This window comes from Rhizobium metallidurans, assembly GCF_014196505.1.
Classification (GTDB): domain Bacteria; phylum Pseudomonadota; class Alphaproteobacteria; order Rhizobiales; family Rhizobiaceae; genus Rhizobium; species Rhizobium metallidurans.
The window spans coordinates 269,952-295,395 of record NZ_JACIDW010000002.1; the positions used below are offsets into that span (position 1 = coordinate 269,952).

22 protein-coding genes are annotated in these 25,444 nt (G+C 63.2%); 12 read left to right on the plus strand and 10 right to left on the minus strand.

Translation table 11 applies throughout. From position 1 onward, the window contains the following. The first annotated feature begins 23 nt into the window (after positions 1 to 23). The 3 genes from GGQ67_RS05215 to GGQ67_RS05225 all read left to right on the plus strand — a co-directional run bounded on the left by GGQ67_RS05215 (position 24) and on the right by GGQ67_RS05225 (position 2,991). Positions 24 to 1,235, plus strand: coding sequence for a pyrophosphate--fructose-6-phosphate 1-phosphotransferase (locus GGQ67_RS05215; protein ID WP_183899135.1), 1,212 nt, complete (start codon positions 24 to 26; stop codon positions 1,233 to 1,235). 59 nt (positions 1,236 to 1,294) lie between these two features. Continuing rightward, entirely contained in the window at positions 1,295 to 1,930 is a 636-nt protein-coding gene (locus tag GGQ67_RS05220) for a LysE family translocator (protein ID WP_183899136.1), read from the plus strand. A gap of 146 nt (positions 1,931 to 2,076) precedes the next feature. After that, on the plus strand, positions 2,077 to 2,991 hold the full coding sequence (locus tag GGQ67_RS05225) for a lytic transglycosylase domain-containing protein (protein WP_183899137.1): 915 nt from the start codon (positions 2,077 to 2,079) through the stop codon (positions 2,989 to 2,991). A gap of 11 nt (positions 2,992 to 3,002) precedes the next feature. Here the strand turns inward: GGQ67_RS05225 and GGQ67_RS05230 are convergent, their stop codons facing one another. Beyond that, on the minus strand, positions 3,003 to 4,394 hold the full coding sequence (locus GGQ67_RS05230; protein WP_183899138.1) for a serine hydrolase domain-containing protein: 1,392 nt from the start codon (positions 4,392 to 4,394) through the stop codon (positions 3,003 to 3,005). A gap of 180 nt (positions 4,395 to 4,574) precedes the next feature. On the opposite strand from GGQ67_RS05230, the gene GGQ67_RS05235 reads away from it, so the two are divergent. The 4 genes from GGQ67_RS05235 to GGQ67_RS05250 all read left to right on the plus strand — a co-directional run bounded on the left by GGQ67_RS05235 (position 4,575) and on the right by GGQ67_RS05250 (position 8,759). Continuing rightward, positions 4,575 to 5,819 carry a BtaA family protein gene (locus GGQ67_RS05235; RefSeq protein ID WP_183899139.1) on the plus strand — a complete coding sequence of 415 codons (1,245 nt, stop codon included), beginning with the start codon at positions 4,575 to 4,577 and terminating at the stop codon, positions 5,817 to 5,819. 11 nt (positions 5,820 to 5,830) lie between these two features. Further along, positions 5,831 to 6,505, plus strand: a complete 675-nt coding sequence (locus GGQ67_RS05240) for a class I SAM-dependent methyltransferase (RefSeq protein ID WP_183899140.1) — start codon at positions 5,831 to 5,833, stop codon at positions 6,503 to 6,505. A gap of 129 nt (positions 6,506 to 6,634) precedes the next feature. Next, the gene (locus tag GGQ67_RS05245; protein WP_183899141.1) at positions 6,635 to 7,429 is read left to right on the plus strand and encodes a glycoside hydrolase family 25 protein; all 795 of its coding nucleotides are present in this window, start codon (positions 6,635 to 6,637) and stop codon (positions 7,427 to 7,429) included. Between the two features lie 82 nt (positions 7,430 to 7,511). Next, positions 7,512 to 8,759, plus strand: a complete 1,248-nt coding sequence (locus tag GGQ67_RS05250) for a lytic murein transglycosylase (protein WP_183899142.1) — start codon at positions 7,512 to 7,514, stop codon at positions 8,757 to 8,759. Positions 8,760 to 9,284: 525 nt separating this feature from the next. On the opposite strand, the gene metF is transcribed toward GGQ67_RS05250, so the two are convergent. The 5 genes from metF to GGQ67_RS05275 form a co-directional block, all read right to left on the minus strand. Then, on the minus strand, positions 9,285 to 10,184 hold the full coding sequence (gene metF, locus GGQ67_RS05255) for a methylenetetrahydrofolate reductase [NAD(P)H] (protein ID WP_183899143.1): 900 nt from the start codon (positions 10,182 to 10,184) through the stop codon (positions 9,285 to 9,287). 1 nt (position 10,185) lies between these two features. Continuing rightward, positions 10,186 to 11,211: an ArsR/SmtB family transcription factor gene (locus tag GGQ67_RS05260; protein WP_183899144.1), complete on the minus strand. Its 1,026-nt coding sequence runs from the start codon at positions 11,209 to 11,211 to the stop codon at positions 10,186 to 10,188. Between the two features lie 340 nt (positions 11,212 to 11,551). After that, entirely contained in the window at positions 11,552 to 13,201 is a 1,650-nt protein-coding gene (ettA, locus tag GGQ67_RS05265) for an energy-dependent translational throttle protein EttA (RefSeq protein WP_183899145.1), read from the minus strand. Positions 13,202 to 13,335: 134 nt separating this feature from the next. Beyond that, positions 13,336 to 15,081 carry a hypothetical protein gene (locus GGQ67_RS05270; protein ID WP_183899146.1) on the minus strand — a complete coding sequence of 582 codons (1,746 nt, stop codon included), beginning with the start codon at positions 15,079 to 15,081 and terminating at the stop codon, positions 13,336 to 13,338. Between the two features lie 136 nt (positions 15,082 to 15,217). After that, positions 15,218 to 15,952 carry a ribonuclease T2 family protein gene (locus GGQ67_RS05275; protein ID WP_183899147.1) on the minus strand — a complete coding sequence of 245 codons (735 nt, stop codon included), beginning with the start codon at positions 15,950 to 15,952 and terminating at the stop codon, positions 15,218 to 15,220. Between the two features lie 155 nt (positions 15,953 to 16,107). Between GGQ67_RS05275 and GGQ67_RS05280 the strand changes: the two genes are divergently transcribed. Genes GGQ67_RS05280 through GGQ67_RS05295 form a run of 4 tightly spaced genes read left to right on the plus strand, consistent with a single transcriptional unit; the run spans position 16,108 to position 20,909 of the window. Then, positions 16,108 to 17,037 carry an alpha/beta hydrolase gene (locus GGQ67_RS05280; protein WP_183899148.1) on the plus strand — a complete coding sequence of 310 codons (930 nt, stop codon included), beginning with the start codon at positions 16,108 to 16,110 and terminating at the stop codon, positions 17,035 to 17,037. 42 nt (positions 17,038 to 17,079) lie between these two features. Next, positions 17,080 to 18,039, plus strand: a complete 960-nt coding sequence (locus GGQ67_RS05285) for a DMT family transporter (RefSeq protein WP_183899149.1) — start codon at positions 17,080 to 17,082, stop codon at positions 18,037 to 18,039. 18 nt (positions 18,040 to 18,057) lie between these two features. Continuing rightward, positions 18,058 to 19,254, plus strand: a complete 1,197-nt coding sequence (gene caiB / locus GGQ67_RS05290) for a succinate--glutarate CoA-transferase (RefSeq protein WP_183899150.1) — start codon at positions 18,058 to 18,060, stop codon at positions 19,252 to 19,254. After that, the gene (locus tag GGQ67_RS05295) at positions 19,251 to 20,909 is read left to right on the plus strand and encodes a thiamine pyrophosphate-binding protein (RefSeq protein ID WP_183899151.1); all 1,659 of its coding nucleotides are present in this window, start codon (positions 19,251 to 19,253) and stop codon (positions 20,907 to 20,909) included. The genes caiB and GGQ67_RS05295 overlap by 4 nt, the downstream gene beginning before the upstream one ends. A 46-nt stretch (positions 20,910 to 20,955) precedes the next feature. On the opposite strand, the gene GGQ67_RS05300 is transcribed toward GGQ67_RS05295, so the two are convergent. The 3 genes from GGQ67_RS05300 to GGQ67_RS05310 form a co-directional block, all read right to left on the minus strand. Further along, complete coding sequence (locus GGQ67_RS05300; protein ID WP_183899152.1) at positions 20,956 to 21,297, minus strand: RidA family protein; 342 nt, start codon at positions 21,295 to 21,297, stop codon at positions 20,956 to 20,958. Positions 21,298 to 21,369: 72 nt separating this feature from the next. Then, a complete protein-coding gene (locus tag GGQ67_RS05305; protein WP_112427252.1) occupies positions 21,370 to 21,708 on the minus strand; it encodes a protein tyrosine phosphatase family protein in 339 nt (112 codons plus the stop codon). A gap of 96 nt (positions 21,709 to 21,804) precedes the next feature. After that, on the minus strand, positions 21,805 to 22,644 hold the full coding sequence (locus GGQ67_RS05310) for a DUF4432 family protein (protein ID WP_183899153.1): 840 nt from the start codon (positions 22,642 to 22,644) through the stop codon (positions 21,805 to 21,807). Positions 22,645 to 22,883: 239 nt separating this feature from the next. On the opposite strand from GGQ67_RS05310, the gene GGQ67_RS05315 reads away from it, so the two are divergent. Next, complete coding sequence (locus tag GGQ67_RS05315) at positions 22,884 to 24,248, plus strand: L,D-transpeptidase family protein (protein WP_183899154.1); 1,365 nt, start codon at positions 22,884 to 22,886, stop codon at positions 24,246 to 24,248. Positions 24,249 to 24,254: 6 nt separating this feature from the next. Here the strand turns inward: GGQ67_RS05315 and GGQ67_RS05320 are convergent, their stop codons facing one another. Next, positions 24,255 to 25,358, minus strand: a complete 1,104-nt coding sequence (locus GGQ67_RS05320; RefSeq protein ID WP_183899155.1) for a helix-turn-helix transcriptional regulator — start codon at positions 25,356 to 25,358, stop codon at positions 24,255 to 24,257. Between the last annotated feature and the right edge of the window lie 86 nt (positions 25,359 to 25,444).

The following is a 25,444-nucleotide window of genomic DNA, read 5'->3' on the forward strand; positions in this document are numbered from 1 at the left end:
AGACACGGATAGCGGAGGCACCAATGGCCAAGAAAAAAGTCGCAATGCTCACGGCGGGAGGCCTCGCGCCTTGCCTTTCTTCGGCCGTCGGCGGACTGATCGAACGCTACACCGATATCGCTCCCGAGCTTGAACTGATCGCCTACCGCTCCGGCTACCAGGGCGTGCTTCTCGGCGACAGCATCGGCATCACGCCTGATATGCGCGAGAAGGCGCATCTCTTGCATCGCTACGGCGGTTCGCCGATCGGCAACAGCCGCGTCAAGCTCACCAACGCCGCAGACTGCGTCAAGCGCGGCCTCGTCAAGGAAGGCGACAACCCGCTGAGGGTCGCGGCCGAACGCCTGGCCAATGACGGCATCAGCATTCTCCACACGATCGGCGGCGACGACACCAACACGACCGCGGCCGACCTCGCGGCCTATCTTGCCGCCAATGGCTATGATCTCACGGTGGTGGGCCTGCCGAAGACGGTCGACAACGACGTCGTTCCGATCCGCCAGTCGCTCGGCGCCTGGACGGCCGCCGAAGTCGGCGCGCATTTCTTCGACAATGTCAGCAACGAGCAGACCGCCGCGCCGCGCACCCTGATCATCCACGAGGTGATGGGCCGCCACTGCGGCTGGCTGACGGCGGCCACCGCCCGCGCCTATCTGACGCGCACCAGGAACAACGAGTATGTCGACGGCATGATGACCAATGCCGGCATGAAGAGCATCGACGCCGTCTATCTCCCCGAAACACGCTTCGACCTCGACGCGGAATCGGCGCGGTTGAAGGAGATCATGGACCGCACCGGCCACGCGACCGTCTTCGTCTCGGAAGGCGCCTGCTTGGACGCCATCGTCGCCGAGCGTGAGGCGGCGGGCGAGACGATCAAGCGCGACGCCTTCGGCCATGTGAAGATCGACACGATCAATGTCGGCGGCTGGTTCCAGAAGCAGTTCGCGAGCCTGTTGAACGCCGAGCGCTCGCTGGTGCAGAAATCCGGCTACTTCGCCCGCTCCGCCCCCGCCAACGGCGACGACCTGCGCCTGATCCAGAGCATGACGGATCTCGCCGTCGAGAGCGCCCTCAACAAGGTGTCGGGTGTCACCGGCCATGACGAAGGCCAGAACGGCAAGCTGCGCACCATCGAATTCCCTCGCATCAAGGGCGGCAAGGCTTTCGACACGTCGGTCAAGTGGTTCGGCGAAGTCATGGACGAGATTGGCCAGAAATACGAAGACGCATGATTGACGCAGGCAAGATATGATGTCTTTGCTTGTTCTCTAATGAATGAGGAGGAGATTCCATGTCGCTCGAAGCTTGGCTGGCATTTGCTGCAGCATCGGCAATCATGCTGGCTATCCCAGGGCCGACGATTCTCCTCGTCGTATCTTACGCGCTCGGCCACGGCCGCAAGACGGCGTTTGCGACCGTCAGCGGCGTGGCGCTCGGCGACTTCACCGCGATGACGGCGTCGCTCTTCGGCCTCGGCGCGCTTCTGGCGACGTCGGCGACACTGTTCACGATCCTGAAGTTCATCGGCGGCGCCTATCTGATCTGGCTCGGCATCAAGCTCTGGCGGGCGCCGATCATTGCGGGACCGATGGCCGACAACGACAACCTGCCCGAGGAAAGATCGCTGAAGATCTTCCTCCACGCCTATGTGGTGACCGCGCTCAACCCGAAGAGCATCGTGTTCTTCGTGGCCTTCGTGCCGCAGTTCCTCGATCCGGCGCGCCCGTTCCTCGAACAGATGCTGATCATGGAGGCGACCTTCCTCGTTTTGGCGACCATCAACGCCTCCACCTACGCCCTTGCCGCGCACGCCGCGCGCGGCCTGATTCGCAAGGCCGCCGTGCAGCGCGCGGTCAATCGCACGGGCGGCACCCTGCTGATCGCAGCCGGCGCCGTGACCGCCGGATACCGCCGTATCGCTGCCTGAAGTCATCGATCACCGCGGGCGTTGAACCGAAGAAATTTTCCATGGGTTGCCGCAAAGCAACGAATAGGTTAATTGGCAATTCAGGGCTTAAGGTTTTTGGTAACTTTTAACGCTGCCGGGGCGGCGCGTTTCACGAAAGTGAGAGTATGGCAGCGGTCGCTTTTTCCGGGTTGAAGCGCAATCTCATCGTGTCCACGATGCTGTGTTTCGTTGTCGCCGGGTGCACGAGCGTCGAATACACGTCCCAGGCGGATCTGATGGCCGAACAAGTCGTCGTTCCCACCCCCAAGCCCGGTGAGGACGCGATGTTCGCGGCCATTCCCGCGGGCGAAGGCATGCCGCAGACGCAGATGATCGCCGGTGCCGACCAGACCGCTCCGTCACTCGCCACCGCGGCCATGCCGACAGCCGACACGATGCAGCAGGCCGCGCAGTTGCAGGCCGTCGCCTACGGCCAGATTCCGCTGACCCCCGAGATGACCGCCATCCAGTCCGTGGTGCCGACGCCACGGCCGGGAACCGCACCGACGGAGCTTGCCTTCGCGGCCAGCCCGCAGAACAACGCCGTCGCGGCGCTTTCGGCGATCGACGCCCGGCCGCAGTCGATGATGGATTATGGTTTCGACACGTCGGGCCCGATGGACCCGCCGACCGCACCGCCGATGTACAGCGACAGCGATGACGACGGCGCGCCCACCGTCCAGAAAAGCGAAATCACCAAGATCATCGAAAAATACTCGCAGATCTACAAGGTTCCGGCCTCGCTGCTTCACCGCGTCGTCCGCCGCGAAAGCCGCTACGATCCCAAGGCCTACAACAAGCGCGGCTATTTCGGCCTGATGCAGATCAAGTACAACACGGCGAGATCGATGGGTTACGACGGCGCGCCCGAAGGCCTCTTCGACGCCGAAACCAACGTCAAGTACGCCGCGAAATACCTGCAGGGCGCATGGCTCGTGTCGGACAGCAGCGAAGACGACGCCGTCAAGCTCTATGCCCGGGGCTACTATTACGATGCCAAGCGCAAGGGCATGGATGACATCGCCCAGGGCAATTACTAAGCCTCGCGACCCTATGGAGCGGGGTCGGCGGATGCCGATCTCGTCGGCGGCGGCAGCCTCTCCAATATATCCTTCAACAGCATTTCCGGCCGGTAGCGCAGCCAGCTTGGCGTCAGGCCGAGCCTGACCATGACGAGATTGGCCGACGGCACGATCGCCATGCTCTGGCCGTCATGCCCCTCCAGCCAGAAGGCGTCGGCCGGAATGCCGGTCTCCTCGCTGCTGCCGTTGCCCGGCGGGCGAAGCCACGCCTGACCGCGTGAATAGGCGCCGCCCGAGGATGCCGTCGGCGTGCGCATCATGCTCATGAAGCTTTCCGGCAGCAGCCGCTCGCCGTTCCAGACCCCATCCTGCAACAGGAACTGCCCGAAGCGGACCCAGTCGCGCGCCGTCGCGTAGAGATAGGAACTGCCGGCGAAGGTGCCGCGCGCATCCACCTCGAAAACCGCGCTCGACATGCCGAGCGGATCGAACAGCGCCGTTCTCGGATAGTCGATCGCCTGTTTCTCGTCGTCGAGGCGGTCCATCCAGATGCGCGAGATCAGCACCGAGGTGCCGCTGGAATAGTTGAACTGCGTTCCCGGATCGTCGTCCAGATCAAGGCTTGCCGGCAGCGCCGTCTGGTCGGCGTCCAGGTAGAGCATGCGCGTGACGTCGGCCACCGTGCCATAGTCCTCGTTGAACCGCAGGCCGCTCTCCATGCCGAGCAACTGCCCGACGGTGATCTGGGAACGCCTGTCGTCGCGCCATTGCGGAAAGAGCCCGGCATCGTCGGCGCCGATCTTGCCTTCAAGCATCAGCCGTCCGGCGATCGCCGCATTGACCGTCTTCGTCATCGACCAGCCGATCAGGGGCGTTTGCGGGCCGAACCCTTTTCCATAGCGCTCGGCGACGATCTTGCCATCGTGCACGACCACGACGGCGCGCATGTTCTCACCGGTCAATCCCGGGTCCGAAAGCAGCGCCGCGATACCGGCGTCGTTTTCGATCGGCAGCACCGCCCCCTCCCGTGGCGGCTTGGTGGCGATGGGCTCGGGCACCGACTGCCGCGCGGCGGCGAAATCGCCATCCGGTACGGCCGTGCAACCGAGACCATCGCGGTAGATCGCATAGTTGGCGGCAAACAGACCGAGCATACGCGCCGTCACCTGCTTCTGGGCCTTATCGACACGAACCCGGATAAGCCTGAGCAGCGGATTGCCCGGCGCCTGCACGTCTTCGGCCAGCACGGTGTTGGCATCGCGCCCCGCCAGAAAGACATTCGAGCACACGATTTTCGCCGCATAGCCATCGCCGATCCGCAGCAGCTCCGGCGGCCTGACGTACAACCAGCCCGCGCCGGCGACGACGATCACGGCAATCCCGGCCGCCAACGGCTTCACGATGCGCAGAACGCGTCCCATGAGCACCCCTCCCAACCTTTCACAGAAGGAAGAAAATTGCCGCCGGAAAAGCCGCGTCAAGTCCTCGGCCCATCCAATTCCTGTGGGCGGCTACCGCCGTGTCCGCCCACAGGCGACGTCATCAAACTGTATTGGCGCCGCGTTAAACGCCCTGAACGCCAAATGTTGAGAGACTCACTTATGACGGAATTTGCACCGGATGCCGGCTTCCGCAAGAACCGGAAACTCAAGGCAGCTCTTCTCCGCCACAAGGCCTTTTCCAAGGACGGACTGTCCGAGCGCCTTTTCGGACTGCTCTTTTCCGGCCTCGTCTATCCGCAGATCTGGGAAGATCCCGATCTCGACATGCAGGCGATGGAACTTCAGCCCCATCACCGCATCGTCACGATCGGTTCCGGCGGCTGCAACATGCTGGCCTATCTCTCGCAGGGCCCGGCTTCGATCGACGTCGTCGATCTCAACCCGCACCACATCGCGCTCAACAGGCTGAAGCTCGCCGCCTTCAGGCACCTTCCCGCCCATGCCGATCTCGTGCGCTTCCTGGCAAGGCCGAACCAGACGACCAACAGCCAGGCCTTCGACCGCTTCCTGTCGGCCAATCTGGACGAGGCGACGGGCAGTTACTGGAACGGCCGCAAGTTCGGCCGCCGCCGCGTCACCGTCTTCGACCGCAACATCTACAAGACCGGCCTGCTCGGCCGCTTCATCGGCGCGGCCCATCTTCTCGCCCGCGTCCACGGCATCGACCTCACGGATATCGCCAGGGCGAAGACGCTCGAAGAGCAGCGCCGGCTCTTCGACACAAGGATCGCCCCCCTGTTCGAAAAGCCGGTGGTGCGCTGGATCACCGGCCGCAAGAGCTCGCTCTTCGGCCTCGGCATCCCGCCGCAGCAATATGACGAGCTCGCCAGCCTCGCCCCCGACAACTCGATCGCGCCGGTCCTGCGCCATCGCCTGGAAAAGCTCACCTGCCATTTCCCGATGCAGGAAAACTACTTCGCCTGGCAGGCCTTCGCCCGCCGCTATGCCGATGAAGGCGAAGGTCCGCTGCCGACCTACCTGAAGGCCGAACACTATGAGGCGATCCGCGCCAATGTCGACCGCGTCAGCGTCCATCACGCAAGCTTCACCGAGCTGCTTGCCGGTGAACCGGCCGCCTCGCGCGACCGCTACATCCTCCTCGACGCGCAGGACTGGATGACCGACCAGCAGCTGAACGACGTCTGGTCGGAAATAACGCGCACCGCCCGCGACGGCGCCCGCGTCATCTTCCGCACCGCGGCCGAAAAGAGCATCATCGAAGGTCGCCTGTCGTCGGCCATCCGCGACCAGTGGACCTATCTCGAGGATCGCTCGCTCGAATTGACCGCGCTCGACCGCTCGGCGATCTACGGCGGCTTCCACATCTATGTGAAAAAGCCTTGAGGCCGACGGACATGAGCCCAATGGATATGAACCAGTCGACCGCCCCCTCGCATGACCATGCCGAGCTCATGGACGGCATGTATCGTTACCAGCGGCATATCTACGACCTGACGCGCAAATACTATCTCCTCGGCCGCGACCAGACGATCCGCAATCTCGACATCGGCAAGGGCGCCACGCTGCTCGAAGTCGGCTGCGGCACCGGTCGCAACCTGGCCCTTGCCCACCGGCACTACCCGCAGGCAAGGCTCTACGGCCTCGACATCTCCCAGGAAATGCTGATCTCCGCCCGCAAGACCTTCGCCGGTCTGAAGACATCGGCCGATTTCCGTGTCGCCGACGCCACCGCCTTCGACGCCCGCGATTTCGGCGTCGACGGTTTCGACCGCGTGATGATCTCCTATGCGCTGTCGATGATCCCCGATTGGGAGCGCGCGATCGATGCCTCGCTCGCGGCACTTGCCCCCGGCGGCCAGCTGCATATCGTCGATTTCGGCCAGCAGGAAGGGCTTCCGGCCTGGTTTCGGTCGCTCCTCCGCTCCTGGCTCGCGAAGTTCCACGTCACGCCGCGGGCGACGCTGCGCGACGTCCTGCAGGCCCGGGCGGACCGCCAAAACGCCCGGCTGATCTTCAAGACGATCGGCCGCGGCTATGCCTGGCGCGCGGTAATAATTAAGGCCAGCTAATATTTGGCTTGAAACTAACCGATTTTTTACGTTGATATGGTAAACGGAGAGCGCATCTAACCGCTGGCACGTCAATTCGAAGGTCACGCTGTGGGGCAAGAAGATCATTCGGTTCACGACGGAACACCTATGCGCCGGCTCCTGCTTTGCCTATTGCCCCTGGCCCTCATGCTCGCCGGCTGCACCTCGTCCTACGACTATCTCACCACCGCCTCCATAAACCCGAAGATGCGTTTCCAGGACACCGATCCGCAGGATTTCGGTCCGAAGAAGCCGCAGATGAACGCCATCCACGGCATCGACATCTCCAAGTGGCAGGGCGACATCGATTGGCAGGCGGTGCGCAAGTCCGGCGTCGCCTTCGCCTTCATCAAGGCGACCGAGGGCAAGGACCGCATCGATCCGCGCTTCAACGAATACTGGCAGCAGGCCCGCCAGGTCGGCATCCCCTACGCTCCCTATCATTTCTACTATTTCTGCTCGTCGGCCGACGAACAGGCGGACTGGTTCATCAACAACGTGCCGAAGGAAGCCAGCCGGCTTCCGCCTGTCATCGACGTCGAGTGGAACGGTGAATCGAAGACCTGCCGTACCCGGCCCGATGCGCAGACCGTGCGCTCGGAGATGAAGCGCTTCATGGACAGGATCGAGGCCTATTACGGCAAGCGGCCGATCATCTACACCTCGGTCGATTTCCACCGCGAAAATCTCGACGGCTATTTCCAGGACTATAATTTCTGGGTCCGTTCCACGGCGAAGCACCCGGAAGTCACCTACGCCAACCGTCGCTGGACCTTCTGGCAGTACACCTCGACCGGCGTCATCCCCGGCATCAAGGGGCCCGCTGACATTAACGTGTTCTCCGGTTCGGAGAAGAACTGGAATAACTGGGTCGCGTCTGTATCCAAGGATAGGAATTCTTAGTAACGTCCCGTTTTCTTTCTTGCTTCTGTCACAATCATTTGGGACATCGACAGCAATTCAAGCACTGACGAGGATACACTCCATGCACCGCACGCCTGCAAGCCGTTCTGCGCTCGCTCTCCTCCTTGCCGCCGGCCTGGCGACCGGCGCGGCAGCGCAAACACCGGCCCCGGCCGCACCGGCGGCGCAGGCCCCGGCGACAGCAGCAGCGCCCGCCGCCTGTGACGGCGATCTCTCGACCTTCCTCGCCGGCGTCAAGGCCGAGGCGATCGCCGCCGGCGCCACCGCCGAGGCCGCCGACCAGGCGCTCGCGGGTGCCGAGATCGACCCCAAGGTGCTGAGCCGCGACCGCGCCCAGGGCGTCTTCAGGCAGACCTTCCTCGAATTCTCGCAGCGCACCGTCAGCCAGGCGCGCCTCGACATCGGCCGCCAGAAGATGAAGGATCTGGCCGACGTCTTCGCCCGCGCCGAGCAGGAGTTCGGCGTACCCGCGGGCGTCATCACCGCCTTCTGGGCGATGGAGACCGATTTCGGCGCCGTGCAGGGCGATTTCAACACCCGCAACGCGCTCGTCACGCTCGCCCGCGATTGCCGCCGTCCGGAGCTTTTCCGGCCGCAGCTGATCGCGCTGATCGAGATGGTCCAGCGCGGCGACCTCGACCCGCAGACCAACACCGGCGCATGGGCCGGCGAAATCGGCCAGGTGCAGATGCTGCCGCGCGACATCATCGCCTACGGCATGGACGGCGATGGCGACGGCCATGTGCGCCTGAAGCAGAGCGGCCCCGACGCCATCCTGACCGCCGCCAAGTTCATCCAGAAACTCGGCTTCCAGAAGGGCCAGCCCTGGCTGCAGGAAGTCACCATCCCGCAGGACCTGCCCTTCGAGAAGTCGGGCCTCGGCGGCACGATGACCGCGGGCGACTGGTTCGCGCTCGGCGTCAAGCCGCGCAACGGTGACACGAGCTTCGGCACGCTGCGCGGCGATCTCGTCCTGCCGCAGGGGCGCCTCGGACCGGCCTTCATCGCCTACCCGAACTTCGCCATCTATCTCGAGTGGAACAAGTCCTTCATCTACACGACCTCGGCCGCCTATTTCGCGACCCGCCTTTCCGGCGCCGAGCCCTATCTGAAGGGCACGCCGGAACAGGGCCTCACCAACGACCAGATGAAGGAACTGCAGACCAAGCTCGACACGATGGGCCACGACGTCGGCGCCATCGACGGCATTCTCGGCTCCGGCACCCGCGTCGCCATCCAGAAGCAGCAGCAGCGGCTCGGCATGCCGGCCGACGGCTGGGCGACGCCGGCCCTCCTGAACGCGCTCTGAGCGCTGGCGAGAGAGCCAAACACCACGACACGAGCCGGGCCAAGCGCCCGGCTTTTTCGTTTCGCGATTTCGCAAGCGTTTTCAGTGGTCTGCGCGACGCCAGCAAACCGCCACAGGCGTAAACGGGCAGTCGCCCTATTTTACGTTCCGTTAAAATGTGTGAATATTTTTCCGACCGATTTTCTCGTTGCGATTCAGCGAAGTAGCTTTTGTCACCGGCAGGAGATGTGACATTTTCGCCGCATCGCAGCAAAAAAATCGCTTTCCAACCGCCACAGTCCCGACATATTATCACCCTGTTAACGCGAGGAGACAGACATGGGACTGACACGATCCTTGAATGTCCTTTTGATCGGTGCGGCGTTTCTTTTCGTGCTGTCGATGCTTTTCATCTGACACAGGATGCCGCTTCAAACGGACTATGCCGATACTCCTAGATAGCGCAGAGTTCATGAAACAGAAAAAGCGCATGCCAACCACGGCATGCGCTTTTTCAGTTCTATTACCTGCGACGATCGCCCTTGATCAGGCGGCAGCACCGGCGCTTTGGGCTGCGTTGCGCTTGAAGCCGAGGTTCGTCAGGACCGCCGAGACCAGCGGCGAGCGGTTCATCGTGTAGAGATGGAAATCCGAAATGCCGCGGCGGGCCAGATCCTCGATCTGTGCCGCGGCGACATCGGCCGCCACCTTGGCGCGCTCTTCCGGCTTGTCGTCGTAACCCTCGAACCGCTCATCGAGAAACGCCGGAATGACCGTGCCGCAGGCGCCGGCGAAGCGCTTCAGCTGCGTGAGGTTCATGATCGGCATGATGCCGGGAACGACGGGGATGGTGATCCCGGCCGCCCTGACCTTTTCCAGGTAGCGCTCGAAATTGTCGTTGTCGAAGAAGAACTGCGTCAGCGCCCGGTCGGCGCCGTTGTCGGCCTTGCGCTTCAGCATGTCGATATCGGCCGCCACGTCACGGCTTTCAGGATGCTTTTCCGGATAGGCCGAAACCGAGATCTCGAAATCGCCGAGTTCGCGCAGCCCGGCGACCAGCTCCGAAGCGTTGGCGTACCCGCCAGGATGCGGCGTATAGGGCGCGCCGACGCCGTCAGGCGTATCGCCGCGCAGCGCCACGAAGTGCTTCACGCCGGCCTTGCGGAAGCTCTCGACGACGCTGTGCGTCTCTTCCTTGGTGGCGCCCACGCAGGTGAGGTGCGAGGCGGTGGCAAGCGGCGTGGAGCTGATGAAGCGCGACACGGTCGCCAGCGTCGGCGCCTTGGTCGTACCGCCGGCGCCGTAGGTCACCGACACGAAGTCGGGGTTCCAGTCCTGCAGCTCGCTGACCGCCTTCCAGAGCTGGCCCTCGGCCTCTTCCGACTTGGGCGGAAAGAACTCGAACGAGATGCCGATCCTGTTGCGCGCGTCCTGGTTCAAAGCCATGTCAGTCTCTCCCGGCAAATGTGGGTACGGCGTGATCGCTCTCGGCGGAGGCCATCAGGCGCCTGGGGTCGCGCGCGAGCCAGATGGTGACCGTAAGCCCCTGCCCGCTCCCGTGCCCCGGATGAAGATCGACGACCTGCTCGATATCGAGCCCCGCCTTGCGCAGCCAGTCGGTCATCGACTGGTGCGAGAAGCCGAGGCGCACATGCGCGTGGTCGTCACGAAGATATTCCAGCGTGTGAGGCGCCAGATCGATGATGACGAGCCGTCCGCCCGGGCGCAGCATGCGTGCCGCTTCCCCAATGGCGATTTCCGGCTGGTCGAAGAAGTGCAGGACCTGATGGATCGTCACCAGATCGAAATCCTGCGCCTCGAAAGGCAGGTTCAGGATATCGGCATGGCGCACCGAGGCCTTGGTGATGCCCGTACGGTCGAGATTTGCGCGCGCCACGCTCAGCATGTCGCGGCTGGCATCGACGCCGATCGCGCGGCGGTAGAGCCCCGACAGAAGCTCGAGGATGCGGCCGGTGCCGGTTCCAAGATCGAGCAGCGAATCGATCGGCTGGTTGCCGAGCAGCCGGATCACGGCGGCATCGACTTCCTCGTCGGCCGCATGCAGACGGCGAAGCTCGTCCCACTCGGCGGCGTTGCGGCTGAAATAGTCCTGCGCCCGCTCCGAGCGCTGCCGCTTGACGGCATCGAGCCGCTCGCCGTCGCGCAGGATGACAGGATCGTTCTCGGAAGCATGCGCGAGAAGATTGCGCACGAAGCTCGCCGCCTTCCCCTCCTGCCGCAGCCGGAAATAGGCCCAGGCGCCCTCCTGGTAGCGGTCGATGAGATCGGCTTCGCCAAGCAGCTTGAGATGGCGCGAGATACGCGGTTGGGATTGTCCGAGAATTTCGGTAAGATCGGTCACCGTCACGTCGCCGGCGGCCAGCAGCGCCAGAAGACGCAGGCGCGTCGGCTCGCCCGCCGCCCGCAGCACGTCCACCAACGCATCCAAACCTAGCCTGACGGGTTCACCCATATCCGATCCAATCAACATATAAAGATATCTTTATGTGAAATGATTTGGTCGTGCAAGCGCGATTTCGATCGGTTCACGAAATTCACTAGGCAAATCGCGACATGATCGACCATGGAAGAAACCCACCTCCGCCGCCCTCATTGCCGTGCCCAGGCTCTCGCCCGGGCGATGTCACAGCAATCCAGCGCCCAAGTCCTTGGGGCGAAACACTCTCTTCACGGCGCCGACGCGCCGTGGCTGGATCCCGGCTCAAGGCCGGGATGAGGGATGTCAAGGGTTTCCACAGAACAAAGAACCCCGCCGAAGCGGGGCTCTCAAGCATGCTGATGAACAGCAAACCTTATCGCGTCAGGCGCTTGTAGGCCTGGCTGCCCGGGTTCAGCGCGTCGGGACCGAGGCGGCGAACCTTGTCTTCTTCGTAGTCCTCGAAGTTGCCTTCGAACCATTCGACATGGCCGTCGCCTTCAAAGGCGAGGATGTGCGTCGCCAGGCGGTCGAGGAACATGCGATCGTGGCTGATGATGATGGCGCAGCCGGCGAAGGCTTCGAGCGCGCTTTCCAGCGCACCGAGCGTTTCCGTATCGAGGTCGTTGGTCGGTTCGTCGAGGAGGAGAACGTTGCCGCCGGCCTTCAGCATCTTGGCGAGGTGAACGCGGTTGCGCTGACCACCCGAGAGGTTGCCAACCTTCTGCTGCTGGTCGCCGCCCTTGAAGTTGAAGGCGCCGCAATAGGCTCTGGAGTTCATGTCGAACTTGCCGAGCTTGATGACTTCGGCGCCGCCCGAGATTTCTTCCCACACGGTCTTGTTGCCGTCGAGCGCATCGCGGCTCTGGTCGACGTAACCGAGATGAACGGTGTCACCGATGCGGATCGAGCCGGCATCCGGCTTTTCCTGGCCAGTGATCATCTTGAACAGCGTCGACTTGCCGGCGCCGTTCGGGCCGATGATGCCGACGATACCACCCGGCGGCAGCTTGATCGACAGATCGTTGATCAGCGTGCGGCCTTCGAAGCCCTTGTTGATGCCTTCGAGCTCGATGACCACCTGGCCAAGACGCTCGGAAACCGGGATGATGATCTGCGCATCGCCGGGGCGGATGTTTTCAGCCGCGTCGACCAGCTGCTCGTAGGCCTTGATACGGGCCTTCGACTTGGCCTGACGCGCCTTCGGGCTGGAGGCGATCCATTCCTGCTCGCGCGACAGCGCCTTCTGGCGGCCGGCTTCTTCGCGGGCTTCCTGCTGCATGCGCTTGGCCTTCGCCTGCAGATAGGCGGAGTAGTTGCCCTCGTAAGGAATGCCGCGGCCGCGGTCGAGCTCGAGAATCCAGCCCGTGACGTTGTCGAGGAAGTAGCGATCGTGGGTAATCATCATCACGGCGCCCGGATAATCGCGCAGATGTTTTTCAAGCCAGGCGATCGTTTCGGCGTCGAGGTGGTTGGTCGGTTCGTCGAGCAGCAACAGGTCCGGCTGCGAGAGCAGCAGGCGGCAGAGCGCGATACGGCGACGCTCACCACCCGAAAGCAGCGTGACGTCGGCATCCTTCGGCGGGCAGCGCAGCGCTTCCATCGCCATCTCGACCTGCTGTTCGAGGTCCCAGAGGTTCTGGCTGTCGATGATATCCTGGAGCTTGGCGCCTTCGTCGGCGGTCTCGTCCGAATAGTTCATCATCAGTTCGTTGTAGCGGTCGAGCACGGCCTGCTTGTCGGCCACGCCTTCCATGACGTTTTCGAAGGCGTTCTTGGACGGATCGAGATGCGGCTCCTGCTCGAGATAGCCGACGGTAGCACCTTCGGCGAGCCAGGCTTCCCCGGTGAACTCCTTGTCCTGGCCGGCGATGATGCGCAGCACGGTCGACTTACCGGCGCCGTTCGGGCCGAGGATACCGATCTTGGCATCGGGGTAGAACGACAGGTTGACGTTTTCGAGGATCTTCTTGGCGCCGTAGGACTTGTTCAGTCCCGACATGTGGTAGATGAACTGACGTGCCATCGGTAATTCTGCTCCGGGGGAAATTGGTTTGCCGCTATGTAGGCGAATTGGCGGCCGGGAGCAACGCGCCTATGGCAAAATCCAATCGCTTTGTCGCATATCACCCGCCCTTTGCAGCTGAAAATCAGCCCGCGTTACCGCAAGGCGGCATGATCGATCCGGAAAAGCTGAAAATCGCTGCGCGTGGGTGGATTGATCCGCTCCAGTCCCGGCCAGCCATCCCCGCGCGCCAGCGCGGCATAAAGCGGCGCCTGCGCCGGATCAGCTTCCAGGGGAAAGCGGCAGACGGCAACATAATCGAACGGTGCGAGCGCTTCTCGGCGCAACTGCGGGTCCGAGGTCATGAACGCCTGGAACATCCGCTTCATGCCGGGTGACGCCCGATGGAACGGAATCGCACCAACCGAAAAGCCCGTTGGCGCCGCCAGGAGAAGAGGCATTGCAATCCCCTGCGGTGTCGCAACGCGCCCCGGCGGGACGGCTTGGAGCACGGAGAAATCCTGTCGCTCGCATTCGCTCGCCGTCATGTAGTCGACCTCGTCGAACTTGTGCGCAACTGGCGGCAAAAGCACGAAGAAGAGACAAAGCGCGGCGGCAACAGCGGCGGTCGCGACCGCGGAAAGCCGATAAGCCTTGTCGAAAGCCGGCAACTTCATCGTCATCGTCGCAATGACGGCGGGCAGGAAAACCGGCATCAGCGCGATCGGAAAACGAATGTTGCGCGTCACGAAAGCGGTGAGGATGAGGGCGCCCAATGCCATCAGATAGGCGATGAGAGGTCCAAACGACCGCGTCTGCATCCTGAACCGGACCAGCGGACCGGCATAGGCGCCAACGGCAGCCGTCAATGCGAGAAGCAGCAATAGATCATATTGGCCGTTCTCGTAGAAATAGCGGATGCTCTTTTCCTGCCAAACACGGTTGAACCACAGCTCGCGCGACAGCGGGTCGATGATGCCGTACGGCCCCGAAATGCAGGATGGGAAGAGGAAGGCGGCCGCGATCAGAACGGCGCCGGCCGGAATCGCCAATGCCAGTAGCCGCATGACAGGGCCCGCACGATCACTCTGGATCGCCACACATGCGCCGAGAATGGCGGAAAATCCTGACAGCAGGAAAATATAGGGAGCCGAGAAGGCATCGCACTGCGTCGAAACGGCAGCCGCAGGCCCGAGGAACGCCATGGCGGACACAAGCGTCACGGTCGCCATGGAGACGGACGACGCAATGATGACAGTGCGAACCCCCGCGACATTGCCGATGTAGCAAAGGACGAGCCCGCCATAGGCGATGGCGATGAAAGGCAGGCATTCAAGGCCGACCACCGTCGAGATCGCCGCGCCCGCTCCAATCATCAGCCCGCCAGCCCGATCCCACCGCACGAGCCCGGCGATGATCATCATGAGCGCAACGATCTGCATGTTATGATGATCGATGCGACCAGGTGAAAACTCCAGCACACCCATGCTCATCAGCACGGTCGCAAGCATCAGCGATACCGTGAGTGCCGTTCCCGTCAGCGAAAACCCCGCAAGCAGACGCCGTGCTGTCGCAGCCACCAGCAGACAGCAGACCGCGAGCAGCATCGGCGGCCAGAGCTGAAAGGCAACGGAAAGCCCCTGCGAAGGGGCCATGAAAGGCTGCAGCAGCCAGGCAATCGCCACATAAGGGAGATCGACCAGGCGCGACCAGGGCGACACGTAGGTCGCCGGCATGGAGATGAATGGCAGCGAAAGATCGAACCAACTCCCCTGCGCGGACATCAGGTGCCGGATCTGGAGTTCGCGCAACTGATCGTCGATATCGCCGACGAACCTTATGCCATCAGCGAGATCGACCAACACGATCGCCAAGGCGGTGGCATAAACGACCAGAAACATTCGCCACAATGTCATCTCGCCTGCAGCAGCCTGATCGCTTTCACATGCAACCATATCGGACATCGGTCGTCACTCATGCTGTTTGTCACCGTCAGCCTTCATGATAGACGCCAAAAATTGAGATTATGCTACGGCCTCAAAACCCCGCCGCGTCGACGATCCCCTCGTTGCAACCGAACGATGTCTTGCCCGCTCCCTGGATGAGATCGCCGAGATCCCTGGCCTTGCCGTCCGTCGTATCGGCGGAAAGGCCGATCGTCAGTTCGCTGATGACGCGGCTGTCGCCGGACCTGCGGCAGCTCATCTTCACCCGGTCGCCGGCGCCGGGACCGAAGCTCTTGTCGAACGCCGCCCTGATCGCGTCCCCGGTCAGTGACTTTCCGATATTGGCGGCGAACAGCTGCTGGACCGCCGATCCGTTCAGGTCCTCGATCAGCCTGACGGCATCGGCGAAATAGGCGTCGGCGCTCATGCCGCTGCAGGTGCCGTGCTTTATCCATTCATGCCGCTCCAGCGCCGATTGCGTCCCCGGCATCACCCTGTCGAGCGATGCCCTCGTCCCGGCCGAAAGCGTCACTTCCGGCAGCTCCTTCCAGCCGCCATTCTTGTCGGCCGATTGCTGCGCATCGGGCACGCCGCAGTAGTTCTTGCGCATCGGCCAGAGGCCGTGCAGCGCGAAATTGCTGGCGTCGTAACGGTCGCCGCCCTGGCTGGCGCATTCCGGCTTGCGCTGGTTGGTCTGGCAGAAGGCCGGCTGCCAGCTCGCCGCGAGGATGAAGCGCGTGCGCCCCAAGCCCTCCTGGGCAAGCGCCCCACCGGCCATGATCGTCAGGAAGAACAATGCAACGACACGCGAAAGAGACCTGCCCATATCCATCCCCCAGAAAGAACAATTCATGAACATCAAAGCATGCGGCGCCTGTTCCGGCAAGCGGCAAAACGCGACGCGCGAAAATCTCCGGCACAACCCGCCGCGCCTGTTGCATTTGACCGCTGTTCTGGTCTTCTCCCGCCACGGAGGAAATCATGTTTTCAGACACAAGGCGCCTCGACCATGCGGGCGCTTCACTGGCCTATCATTATCAGCCGGCCGAAGGCACCGAGCGCGGCATCCTGCTGGTCAGCCACGGATTGGCCGAGCATTCGAAACGCTACCAGCGCTTTGCGCAAGCGATTGCCGCACGCGGCTACCACGTCTATGCGCATGACCACAGAGGCCACGGCGAGACCACCGCGCCGGACGCGCCGATCGGCCGCTTAGCAAGGCGCGATGGCGCCAGCCGCGTCATCGACGATCTCGAGGCGATGCGCGACGAAGCCGCGACCGAGCACCCCGGTCTGCCGGTCATTCTCTTCGGCCATTCCATGGGCGGGCTGATCGCGCTCAATGCCGCCGTCACCTATCCGCGAAAGTTCGATGCCGTCGCCGTCTGGAACTCGAATTTCAACCCCGGCCTCGCCGGCCGCGCCGCGCAGGCGATCCTCTTGACCGAGCGCGCGCTGAAAGGCTCAGACGTCCCGAGCGACCTGCTGCCGAAGCTGACCTTCGCGACCTGGGCGAAATCGGTCCCCAACCGCCGCACGGATTTCGACTGGCTGTCGCGCGACCCCGAGGAGGTCGACAAATACGTGGCCGATCCGCTATGCGGCTTCGGCGCGTCCGTTTCGCTCTGGCTGGACATTTTCGAGTTGACATTCCGGGCCCCGCGAAGGGAATATCTCGCACGCCTGCCGACCGAGACGCCGATGCATCTGGTCGGTGGCGGCCAGGACCCGGCGACGGAAAACGGCAAGGCCATCCTCTGGCTGTCGGATCATCTGAAGACGCATGGCTTTTCCCGTATCAGCACCGAAATATATCCGGACATGCGCCACGAGACCTTGAACGAGGTCGGCGCCGACGCCGCCATATCGGCATTCGCCGACTGGTGCGACCGGGTCACCACCGCCGCTTGAGCGGCATCCCCCGCCTCTACCTTGAAATCAGAGAATTCCGTCATGAGCAGCAACGCGGCAACCGGCACCGGCAACACGTCATCGGAAGTGATGATGGGGCTGATCCTGATGTTCGTTTCGGTGCTCCTGTCGCCCCTCATCGACATCTTCTCCAAGCTCGCGATCACCACGATCCCGTCCGCCGAGATCACCGCCGCGCGCTTCGCCGTGCAGGCGCTGTGCATGTTGCCCATCGTTCTGTGGCGTCGCAACCTCACCGACATCACCTGGAGGCAGAGCTTCTTCCACGCCATCCGTGGCGCCATCATCACCGTCTCGATGATCTCCTTCGTCACCACGTTGAAATACATGGCGGTCGCCGATGCCATCGCCATTTTCTTCGTCGAGCCGATCATTCTGACGATCCTCAGCAGCATCTTCCTCAAGGAAAAGATCGGCTGGCGCCGCTATACCGCCTGCGGCGTCGGCTTCTTCGGCGCGATCCTGATCATCCAGCCGAGCTTCCAGGAGGTCGGTTACGTCGCGCTGCTGCCCGTCGTCAGCGCCGTCTGCATCGCCATATCGGCGATGATGAACCGGGCGCTGGCGCAGCGCGAGGACCCCTGGGTCATGCAGTTCCACATGGGCCTCTGGGGCCTGCTGATCTGCGCCATCCTTCTCCATCTCGGCCACGGCAGCGGCTCCGACGTGCTCGATCCCGTCATGCCCGATGCCCGCGCCTGGCTCTATCTGCTGGGCGTCGGCGTCACCGCCGCGATCGCAGGAATCTTCGGCGTCTACGCCTATCGCGCGGCGCCCGCCTCGACGCTCGCCCCGCTGCAATATTTCGAGATCGTCTCGGCCACCGCCTTTGCCTGGCTGGTCTTCGGCGATTTCCCGAACGCGCTGAAATGGCTCGGCATATCCATCATCATGGGTTCCGGCTTCTACATCATCTGGCGCGAGCGGAGCTTTGCATCCAGGCCCGTATCCGATACATCTGGGGAGACGCGGGCACCCTGATCTGATCGTGGGAGGAACATGACGCAGACCCAGCCTAACAAAGCGCCGCTCGCGGGCATTCGTGTCATCGAGCTCGCGCGCGTGCTTGCCGGTCCCTGGGCAGGCCAGATGCTGGCCGATCTCGGCGCCGACGTGATCAAGGTCGAGAACCCCGAGGGCGGCGACGATACAAGGCACTGGGGCCCTCCCTTCGTCGAAGGCTCCGATGGCGAGAACCTCTCGGCCGCCTACTACCATTCCGCCAATCGCGGCAAGCGATCCATTGTGGCCGATCTGCGCAGCGACGAAGGCCAGGCGCTGGTCCGCCGGCTGGTCGCGACCGCCGACGTCGTCATCGAGAACTTCAAGCTCGGCGGCCTCGTCAAATACGGGCTCGATTACGAAAGCCTGCGCAAGATCAACCCCAAGCTCGTCTACTGCTCGATCACCGGCTTCGGCCAGACGGGACCCTATGCGAGCCTCGCCGGCTACGACTACATCGTCCAGGGCATGTCGGGTTTCATGTCGATAACAGGCGAGCCCGACGGACAGCCGATGAAGGCGGGCGTCGCCATCGCCGATATCTTCACCGGCATCTACGCGGTCTCGGCGATCGAGGCGGCCCTCATCCACGCGCTGAAGACCGGTGAAGGCCAGCTGGTCGACATGGCGCTTCTCGACGTGCAGTCGGCCGTGCTCGCCAACCAGAACATGAACTACCTGGTATCCGGCCGCCCGCCGACACGCCTCGGCAACGCCCATCCCAACATCTCGCCCTACGAAGTCGTCCCGACCGCCGACGGCTACCTGATCCTTGCCATCGGCAATGACGGCCAGTTCCGCCGGCTCTCAGCCATCCTTGGGCTTACAGGTATCGCCGACGACGAGCGCTTCGCCACCAACAAGGCGCGCGTCGCCAATCGCGATGAGGTCCGGCGGCTGGTCTCGACCGAGACGCTCAAATGGGCGAAGGCCGATCTCTTGAAAGCCTGCGAGGCGAACGCGGTCCCGTCGGGCGCCATCAACACCATCGAGGACATGTTCAACGATCCGCAGATCGTCGCGCGCGGCCTGCGCGTCGATCTCGAAGATAGCGCCGGCACTGTCATTCCCGGCGTCCGAACGCCGGTGGTCCTGTCGCGGACGCCGCTGCGCTACGAAAGACCCAGTCCAAGACTGGGCGAGCACCAGGAGGAGGTGCTGGCCGAACTCATCCAATGGGAGGGGAAGAAATGAAACGGACAGGCGGAGAACTGGTCGTCGAGGCATTGAAGGCAAACGGGGTGAAACGCCTCTCCTGCGTTCCCGGCGAGAGTTTCCTCGCCGTCCTCGACGCGCTCCACGACAGCGACATCGAGGTCGTCGTCTGCCGCCAGGAGGGTGGCGCCGCGATGATGGCCGATGCCTGGGGTCGCCTCACCGGCGAGCCCGGTATCTGCATGGTCACCCGTGGCCCCGGCGCCGCCAACGCGACCGCGGGCCTGCACATATCAAGGCAGGATTCGGTCCCGATGATCCTCTTCATCGGCCAGGTCCAGCGCGATGCCCGCGAACGCGAAGCCTTCCAGGAGGTCGAGTTCCGCCGCGCGCTCACCGAATACGCCAAGTGGGTGGGCGAGATCGACGACGCGGCCCGCATTCCCGAATTCGTCACCCGCGCCTTCGCGCTCGCCACCTCCGGACGGCCCGGCCCCGTCGTCCTGTCACTGCCCGAGGACATGCTGCGCGACATGGTCGAGGCGCCGCGCGCCAAACGCTACGCCCGCGTCGAAGCCCATCCGGGCCGCAGCCAGGTCGACGACGTCTATCTCCGCCTGCTCAAGGCCGAGCGCCCCATGATCATTCTCGGCGGTTCGCGCTGGGATGCCGATGCGGTGGCCGACTTCAGGACCTTCGCCGAGCGCTTCAGGCTTCCCGTCGGCTGCTCCTTCCGCCGCCAGATGCTGTTCGACAATCTGCACGAAAGCTATGCCGGCGATGTCGGCATCGGCATCAATCCGGAGCTGGCGCGCGAGATCAGGGAAAGCGACCTGCTGATCCTGCTCGGCTGCCGCATGTCGGAAATGCCGTCCTCGGGCTATACGCTGATCGATATCCCCTACCCGCAGCAACAGCTCGTCCACATCCATCCCGATCCGTCGGAACTCGGTCGCATCTACCGCCCGGATCTTGCGATTACGGCCAGCCCGCAGGATTTCGTCGCCGCGCTCGCCGATCTCGAAGCCCCCGCCGAAGCGCGATGGGCCGATCGCACCGAGCGCATGCATCGATCCTATCTCGCATGGTCGACACCGCCACGCACAGGACCGGGCGAGGTCCATATGGGCCCGATCATGGCGTGGCTCGAGGAGAATACGCGGCCGGACACCGTCTTCACCAACGGCGCCGGCAACTACGCGACCTGGCTGCACCGCTACCACCGCTTCCGGCAGTTCAACACCCAGGCGGCGCCGACCTCGGGCTCGATGGGCTACGGCCTGCCCGCCGCCGTCGCGGCTGGGCACCTGTTTCCCGATCGCGAGGTGATCTGCTTTGCCGGCGATGGCTGCTTCCTGATGCACGGCCAGGAATTCGCCACCGCCATCCGCTACGGGCTGCCGATCATCGTGCTCGTGATCAACAACGGCATGTACGGCACGATCCGCATGCACCAGGAGCGCGAATATCCGGGCCGCGTCAGCGGCACCGGCCTCACCAACCCCGATTTCGCAGCGCTTGCCCGCGCCTATGGCGGCCATGGCGAGACCGTGGAGAAGACCGGGGACTTCGCCCCCGCCTTCGAGCGCGCCCGCCAAAGCGGCCTGCCCGCGATCATCGAGATCAAGCTCGACCCCGAGGCGATCACGCCGACGCGCACGCTTTCGGACATCGCGCAAACAAAAAGCCGGTGAGCAGTTCACATGCTCACCGGCTTTTCAAATCGCGATAGGAACGATCTTAGATCGCGGCCGTGACGATGAACTCGACCTTGTACTTCGGCGCGGCCAGCTTGGCTTCGCTGGTGGCGCGAGCCGGCGTGTTGGCCGGATCGACCCAGGCTTCCCAGGCGGCGTTCATTTCAGCGAAGTCCGAGATGTCGGAGAGGTAGATCAGCGTCTGCAGGATCTTCGACTTGTCGGAGCCGGCGGCGGCCAGCAGGCGATCGACTTCGGCAAGCGCGTCCTTGCACTGCTCGGTCACAGTTGCGCCTTCGCCAACCTGGCCGGCGAGGTAAACGGTGTTGCCGTGGACGACCGCGCCGCTCATGCGGGCGCCAACGTCGATACGCTTGATGCTCATGATATTCTCCTTGTCATGGCTGAAAAGGCGCCGCGCAAGCGCTGGCGCCGGACTGGCATTCCGCGCCTTAGATTAGGTGCGGATGTGGTGGGTCTTCTGGTAGATCGCCGTCGAGCGGGCGCCGGAGCGACAATAGCCGAGCATCGGGCGCGGAAACTCGTCGAGCGCATCGACCATGCCGGCGACCGCCTCTTCCGTCACGCCCATCGGGCCGACGGGAACGTGGGCGATCTCGAGACCGAGTTCCTTGGCCCGCGCCGCGATATCGGCGAACGGCGTCTGATCCATGCTTTCCTGGTCCGGACGATGGCAGACGATGGACTTGAAGCCCATGGCCTTGATCTCGTCGAGATCATCGACCGTGATCTGGCCGGAAACCGAATATTCGTCGTCGATCTGGCGGATGTCCATCGCAAATACTCCTGAAATCGTGGGCTGAATGACTACGCCGCCCGATCAATGCCGTCAACCGCACAACATGGTTGAATCGGCCTGTTGAATTGCCTGTCAAACGAAAGCAAAGCTGAGCCCGTACTCGCGGCTTTCGCCGGGCTTCAGCATGACGAATTCGCCTGCCTCCTCGAGTTCGGCGCGCGGCACCCAGCGGTGCGAGACCGGTTCGATGCCGAGCACGTCGGCCGGCGCCGTCTGGTTGCGCCATACCTGCAGATGCGGCAGGGTGTCGGCTTTAACCCGCACCCGCAGCGTCTTGCCGCCGACTGCAACCATCGGCCCGAGACGCACTTCCGCAAGCCCATCGCGCGTGGCGGGCGCTTCGACGCAGAAGATGTCGCCGCCATCTTTGCCGAAACGCCAGGGGAAGCCGCCATCCTCGAGCATCGCGCCTTCGAGCCGCGTACCCTCGTCGAACCATTTGCCGCCGATGTTCATATGATACATCAGGAACGCCGGCACGGTCTGGTCACTGGTATTGACCACCCTGTCCTTCAGATGCGTTTCGCCTGTCCCGCCGTCGATGAACCAGTGGCGCTCGATCCGGGCAGGCAGCCCCTCGACGGTGACGATATCGATATCGGCGCGGCATTCCGCATTGCCGTTTTCGAACTTCGTCCAGAGCACCCTGGCGGCATGGCCGGCGGCCGAGCCGTGCAGCGGAAAGACCTTGTTGTCGGACCGGCCGGGGATCGGTTCGCGATGGCGGATGTGGTCGGGCCCGCAGGTAAACAGGAAGCCCTGAACCGAATGCGATATGCGCGCATCGCCGTCATCGGGCACGGCCTCCTTGGGCGCGATATCGATGCCCTCGACCACGCAGCCGCCGATATCCATCAGCGACGTCTCGTCCAGCATCAGCTTCGGCCCCGTCGCGGCGGAAAATTCCATCATGATCTCGTCTCCCTCCTCTGCACGACAGTAGGGTTAGGTGTCGCGCCGGCTTTCGTCAATCTTGGCTATTGTTGCCGCCAACGAGAATTTGATTGGAACCAGGTGGCTCTCTCAAATGTTTATGAGTAAAGGGAAATTCATGCGTTTTTTTATCTTTTGTTCAGCACGATTTCATAAATTCCACACTAGCGTCAAAATTCGCAGGTGTGTGTCGCCAAGTCACTGAAGGATACGAAGACGTGAATCGCTTTCTGAAATCGGCATTATCTGGGACCGTTATCGTGCTGACCATGTCGGCCGCGATGGACAATGCATCCGCGCAACAGTATCGCCGTCAGGGCAGCGTCGTCTTCGTTACGCCGAACGGCGAGATCCTCGACTACATGCCTCAAGGCAGCGGCTATACGCGCGACCGCAGCGGCAACCGCGTGCTGGTCGACGGCTATGGCAACATCATCGCCACGGAAGCGCGTGCGCGCGGCTATTATCCCCCGCCGCCTTCGCGCCAGGTCTACGGCCGGGACGCCTACAACAACGATCCCTATTACAGCGAAGACCCTTACGGCGACACGCGCTATTCCGAGCGCGGCGCGGTCACGGGATCCATCCCGCGCGACGCCTCGATCGATCGCCAGCCGCTAGACAACCAGCCCTATCCTGAGAACGAGGGCGACTACGCATCGATCGAGCCTGATCAGCAGCAGCCCCAGGTCACGCAGCCGACCCGTCCGGCCGAGCCCGTGATCACGCTCAAGAACAAGTCGAAATCCGAGATCGTCGCGCTGCAGGTGTTCCTCGACCGCGCCGGCACCTCGCCGGGCGCCATCGACGGACGCATGGGCGCCAACGTCACCAAGGCCATCTACGCCTACGAGCAGATGACCGGAGAGAAGCTCGACCCGAACAATACCGATGCGATCCTCGAGCAGCTGCGCATGTCCGGCGGCCTGCCTGTCGGGACCTACACCATCACCCCCGCCGACGCTGCCGGCCCCTACGTCGCCGAAATCCCCGAGGACTACGCCGTCAAGGCGCAGATGACCTCGCTCAGCTTCACCTCCACCAGCGAGGCGCTGGCCGAACGTTTCCACATGGACGAGGCATTCCTCAAGGAACTCAATCCCGGCGTCGATTTCACCGTTCCCGGCACGATCATCAAGGTCATCAATCCCGGCGAACCAAAGACCAGCAGCGTCGCGCGCATCGTTGCCGACAAGGCCAAGAAGCAGGTCTTCGCCTATGACGCATCGGGGAACCTGATCTCCGCCTACCCGGCATCGATCGGCTCCAACGATACACCCTCGCCATCCGGCACCATGAAGGTCGATCGCGTCGCCTTCAACCCCGGCTATACCTACAATCCGAAGATCAACTTCCAGCAGGGCGCCAACGACAAGGTCCTCAACATCCCGCCGGGCCCGAACGGTCCCGTCGGCACAATCTGGATCGCCCTGTCGAAGCCGACCTATGGTATCCACGGCACGCCCGATCCGTCGAAGATCGGCCGCACCCAGAGCCACGGCTGCGTCCGCCTGACCAACTGGGACGCGACCGAATTGGCCAAGATGGTCAAGCCCGGCGTCGTCGTCGAGTTCCTCGACTGATCCGAATTAGTTGTTGCGGCGCGCCTGCTCGCTGAAATAGACGAGCCGCAGCAATTCGGATTGCGAATTGACGCCCGTCTTGGCGAACACCGACTTCAGTTGACTGCGGATCGTCTCGCGCGACCGGTTGCTCTCGACGGCGATATCGGTGATCGACGATCCGTGCAGCAACCCCTGCATGATCTTGATCTCCGCCCTGGTCAGCCCGAATTGGCCGCCGAGCCGCGGGACGTCCATCGAAACGGGCTTGGATGACGGCTCGATGATGATCGCCAGACTCGGCGCGTCGAAGAACTGGATGCGGGCACTCTTCTGCAGCCGGATGAGCGTCAGCCTCTCGCCATCGACCATGACGACCTGCTGGCGCTCGCCATCGCGCCACCGCGACAACAGCCTGGCGAGGCAGGCATCCGCGTCGGTTTCGGCAAGGCAAACCCTGCCCTGCAGGTCAAGACGCACGGCATGGCCCTCGGCCAGCAGCCGTTCCCCCACCTCATTGGCCGAATCCAGCCTGCCCCCGTCGCCGACGAGCAGGACGCCGACCCCGATCGCATCGAACAATCGCCCGCCCATCTCGTCGATGCTCTTCTCACTGCGTCCGGCCTCGAAGTAACGCACCGCCCTGTGCAGATGCGGCGCGAGCCGGGTCAGCGTATCGGCGTAGACGCGGTTGTCATCCGGCTCGCCGCCGGCGATCGAACTCGAGATGTTGAACATCTGGCCACCGCGCTTCACCAGCGCCATCCCGATGGCGGTTTCGCCACACTGCTTCCAGAAATCGTTGTAGAACTCGGTGCGGACGAACGCCTCGCGCGGCAGCAGTTCCTCCGACAGGAAGCCGCGCCACATCGGCATGACGCTCATCGCCGGCGACCACGGGTTCACGGCCGCGAAGTGATCGGCGTAGCTTTCCACCCATTCCTCACTGAAACCCTTGTCGATTTGCGAAGCGCCCTGCGCCCGCATCGGGTCATGGCAGAAGAGCGTCGTCCGCCCGCCGGGAACGATCTCGTTCCACCGGCCCAGAAACATGTCCCAGGTCGCCTCGCCGAAAATGACACCGTAGATGGTGTCGACCAGGCTGTCATAGGTATCTTCGGCGACGATCATTGTTCCCCCGGCAAACGCCCGCACCGCAGGCGAGGATACCAGTGTAAACCTTCCGGAAACAACGAAAATTACCCTTTTCGGGTGAT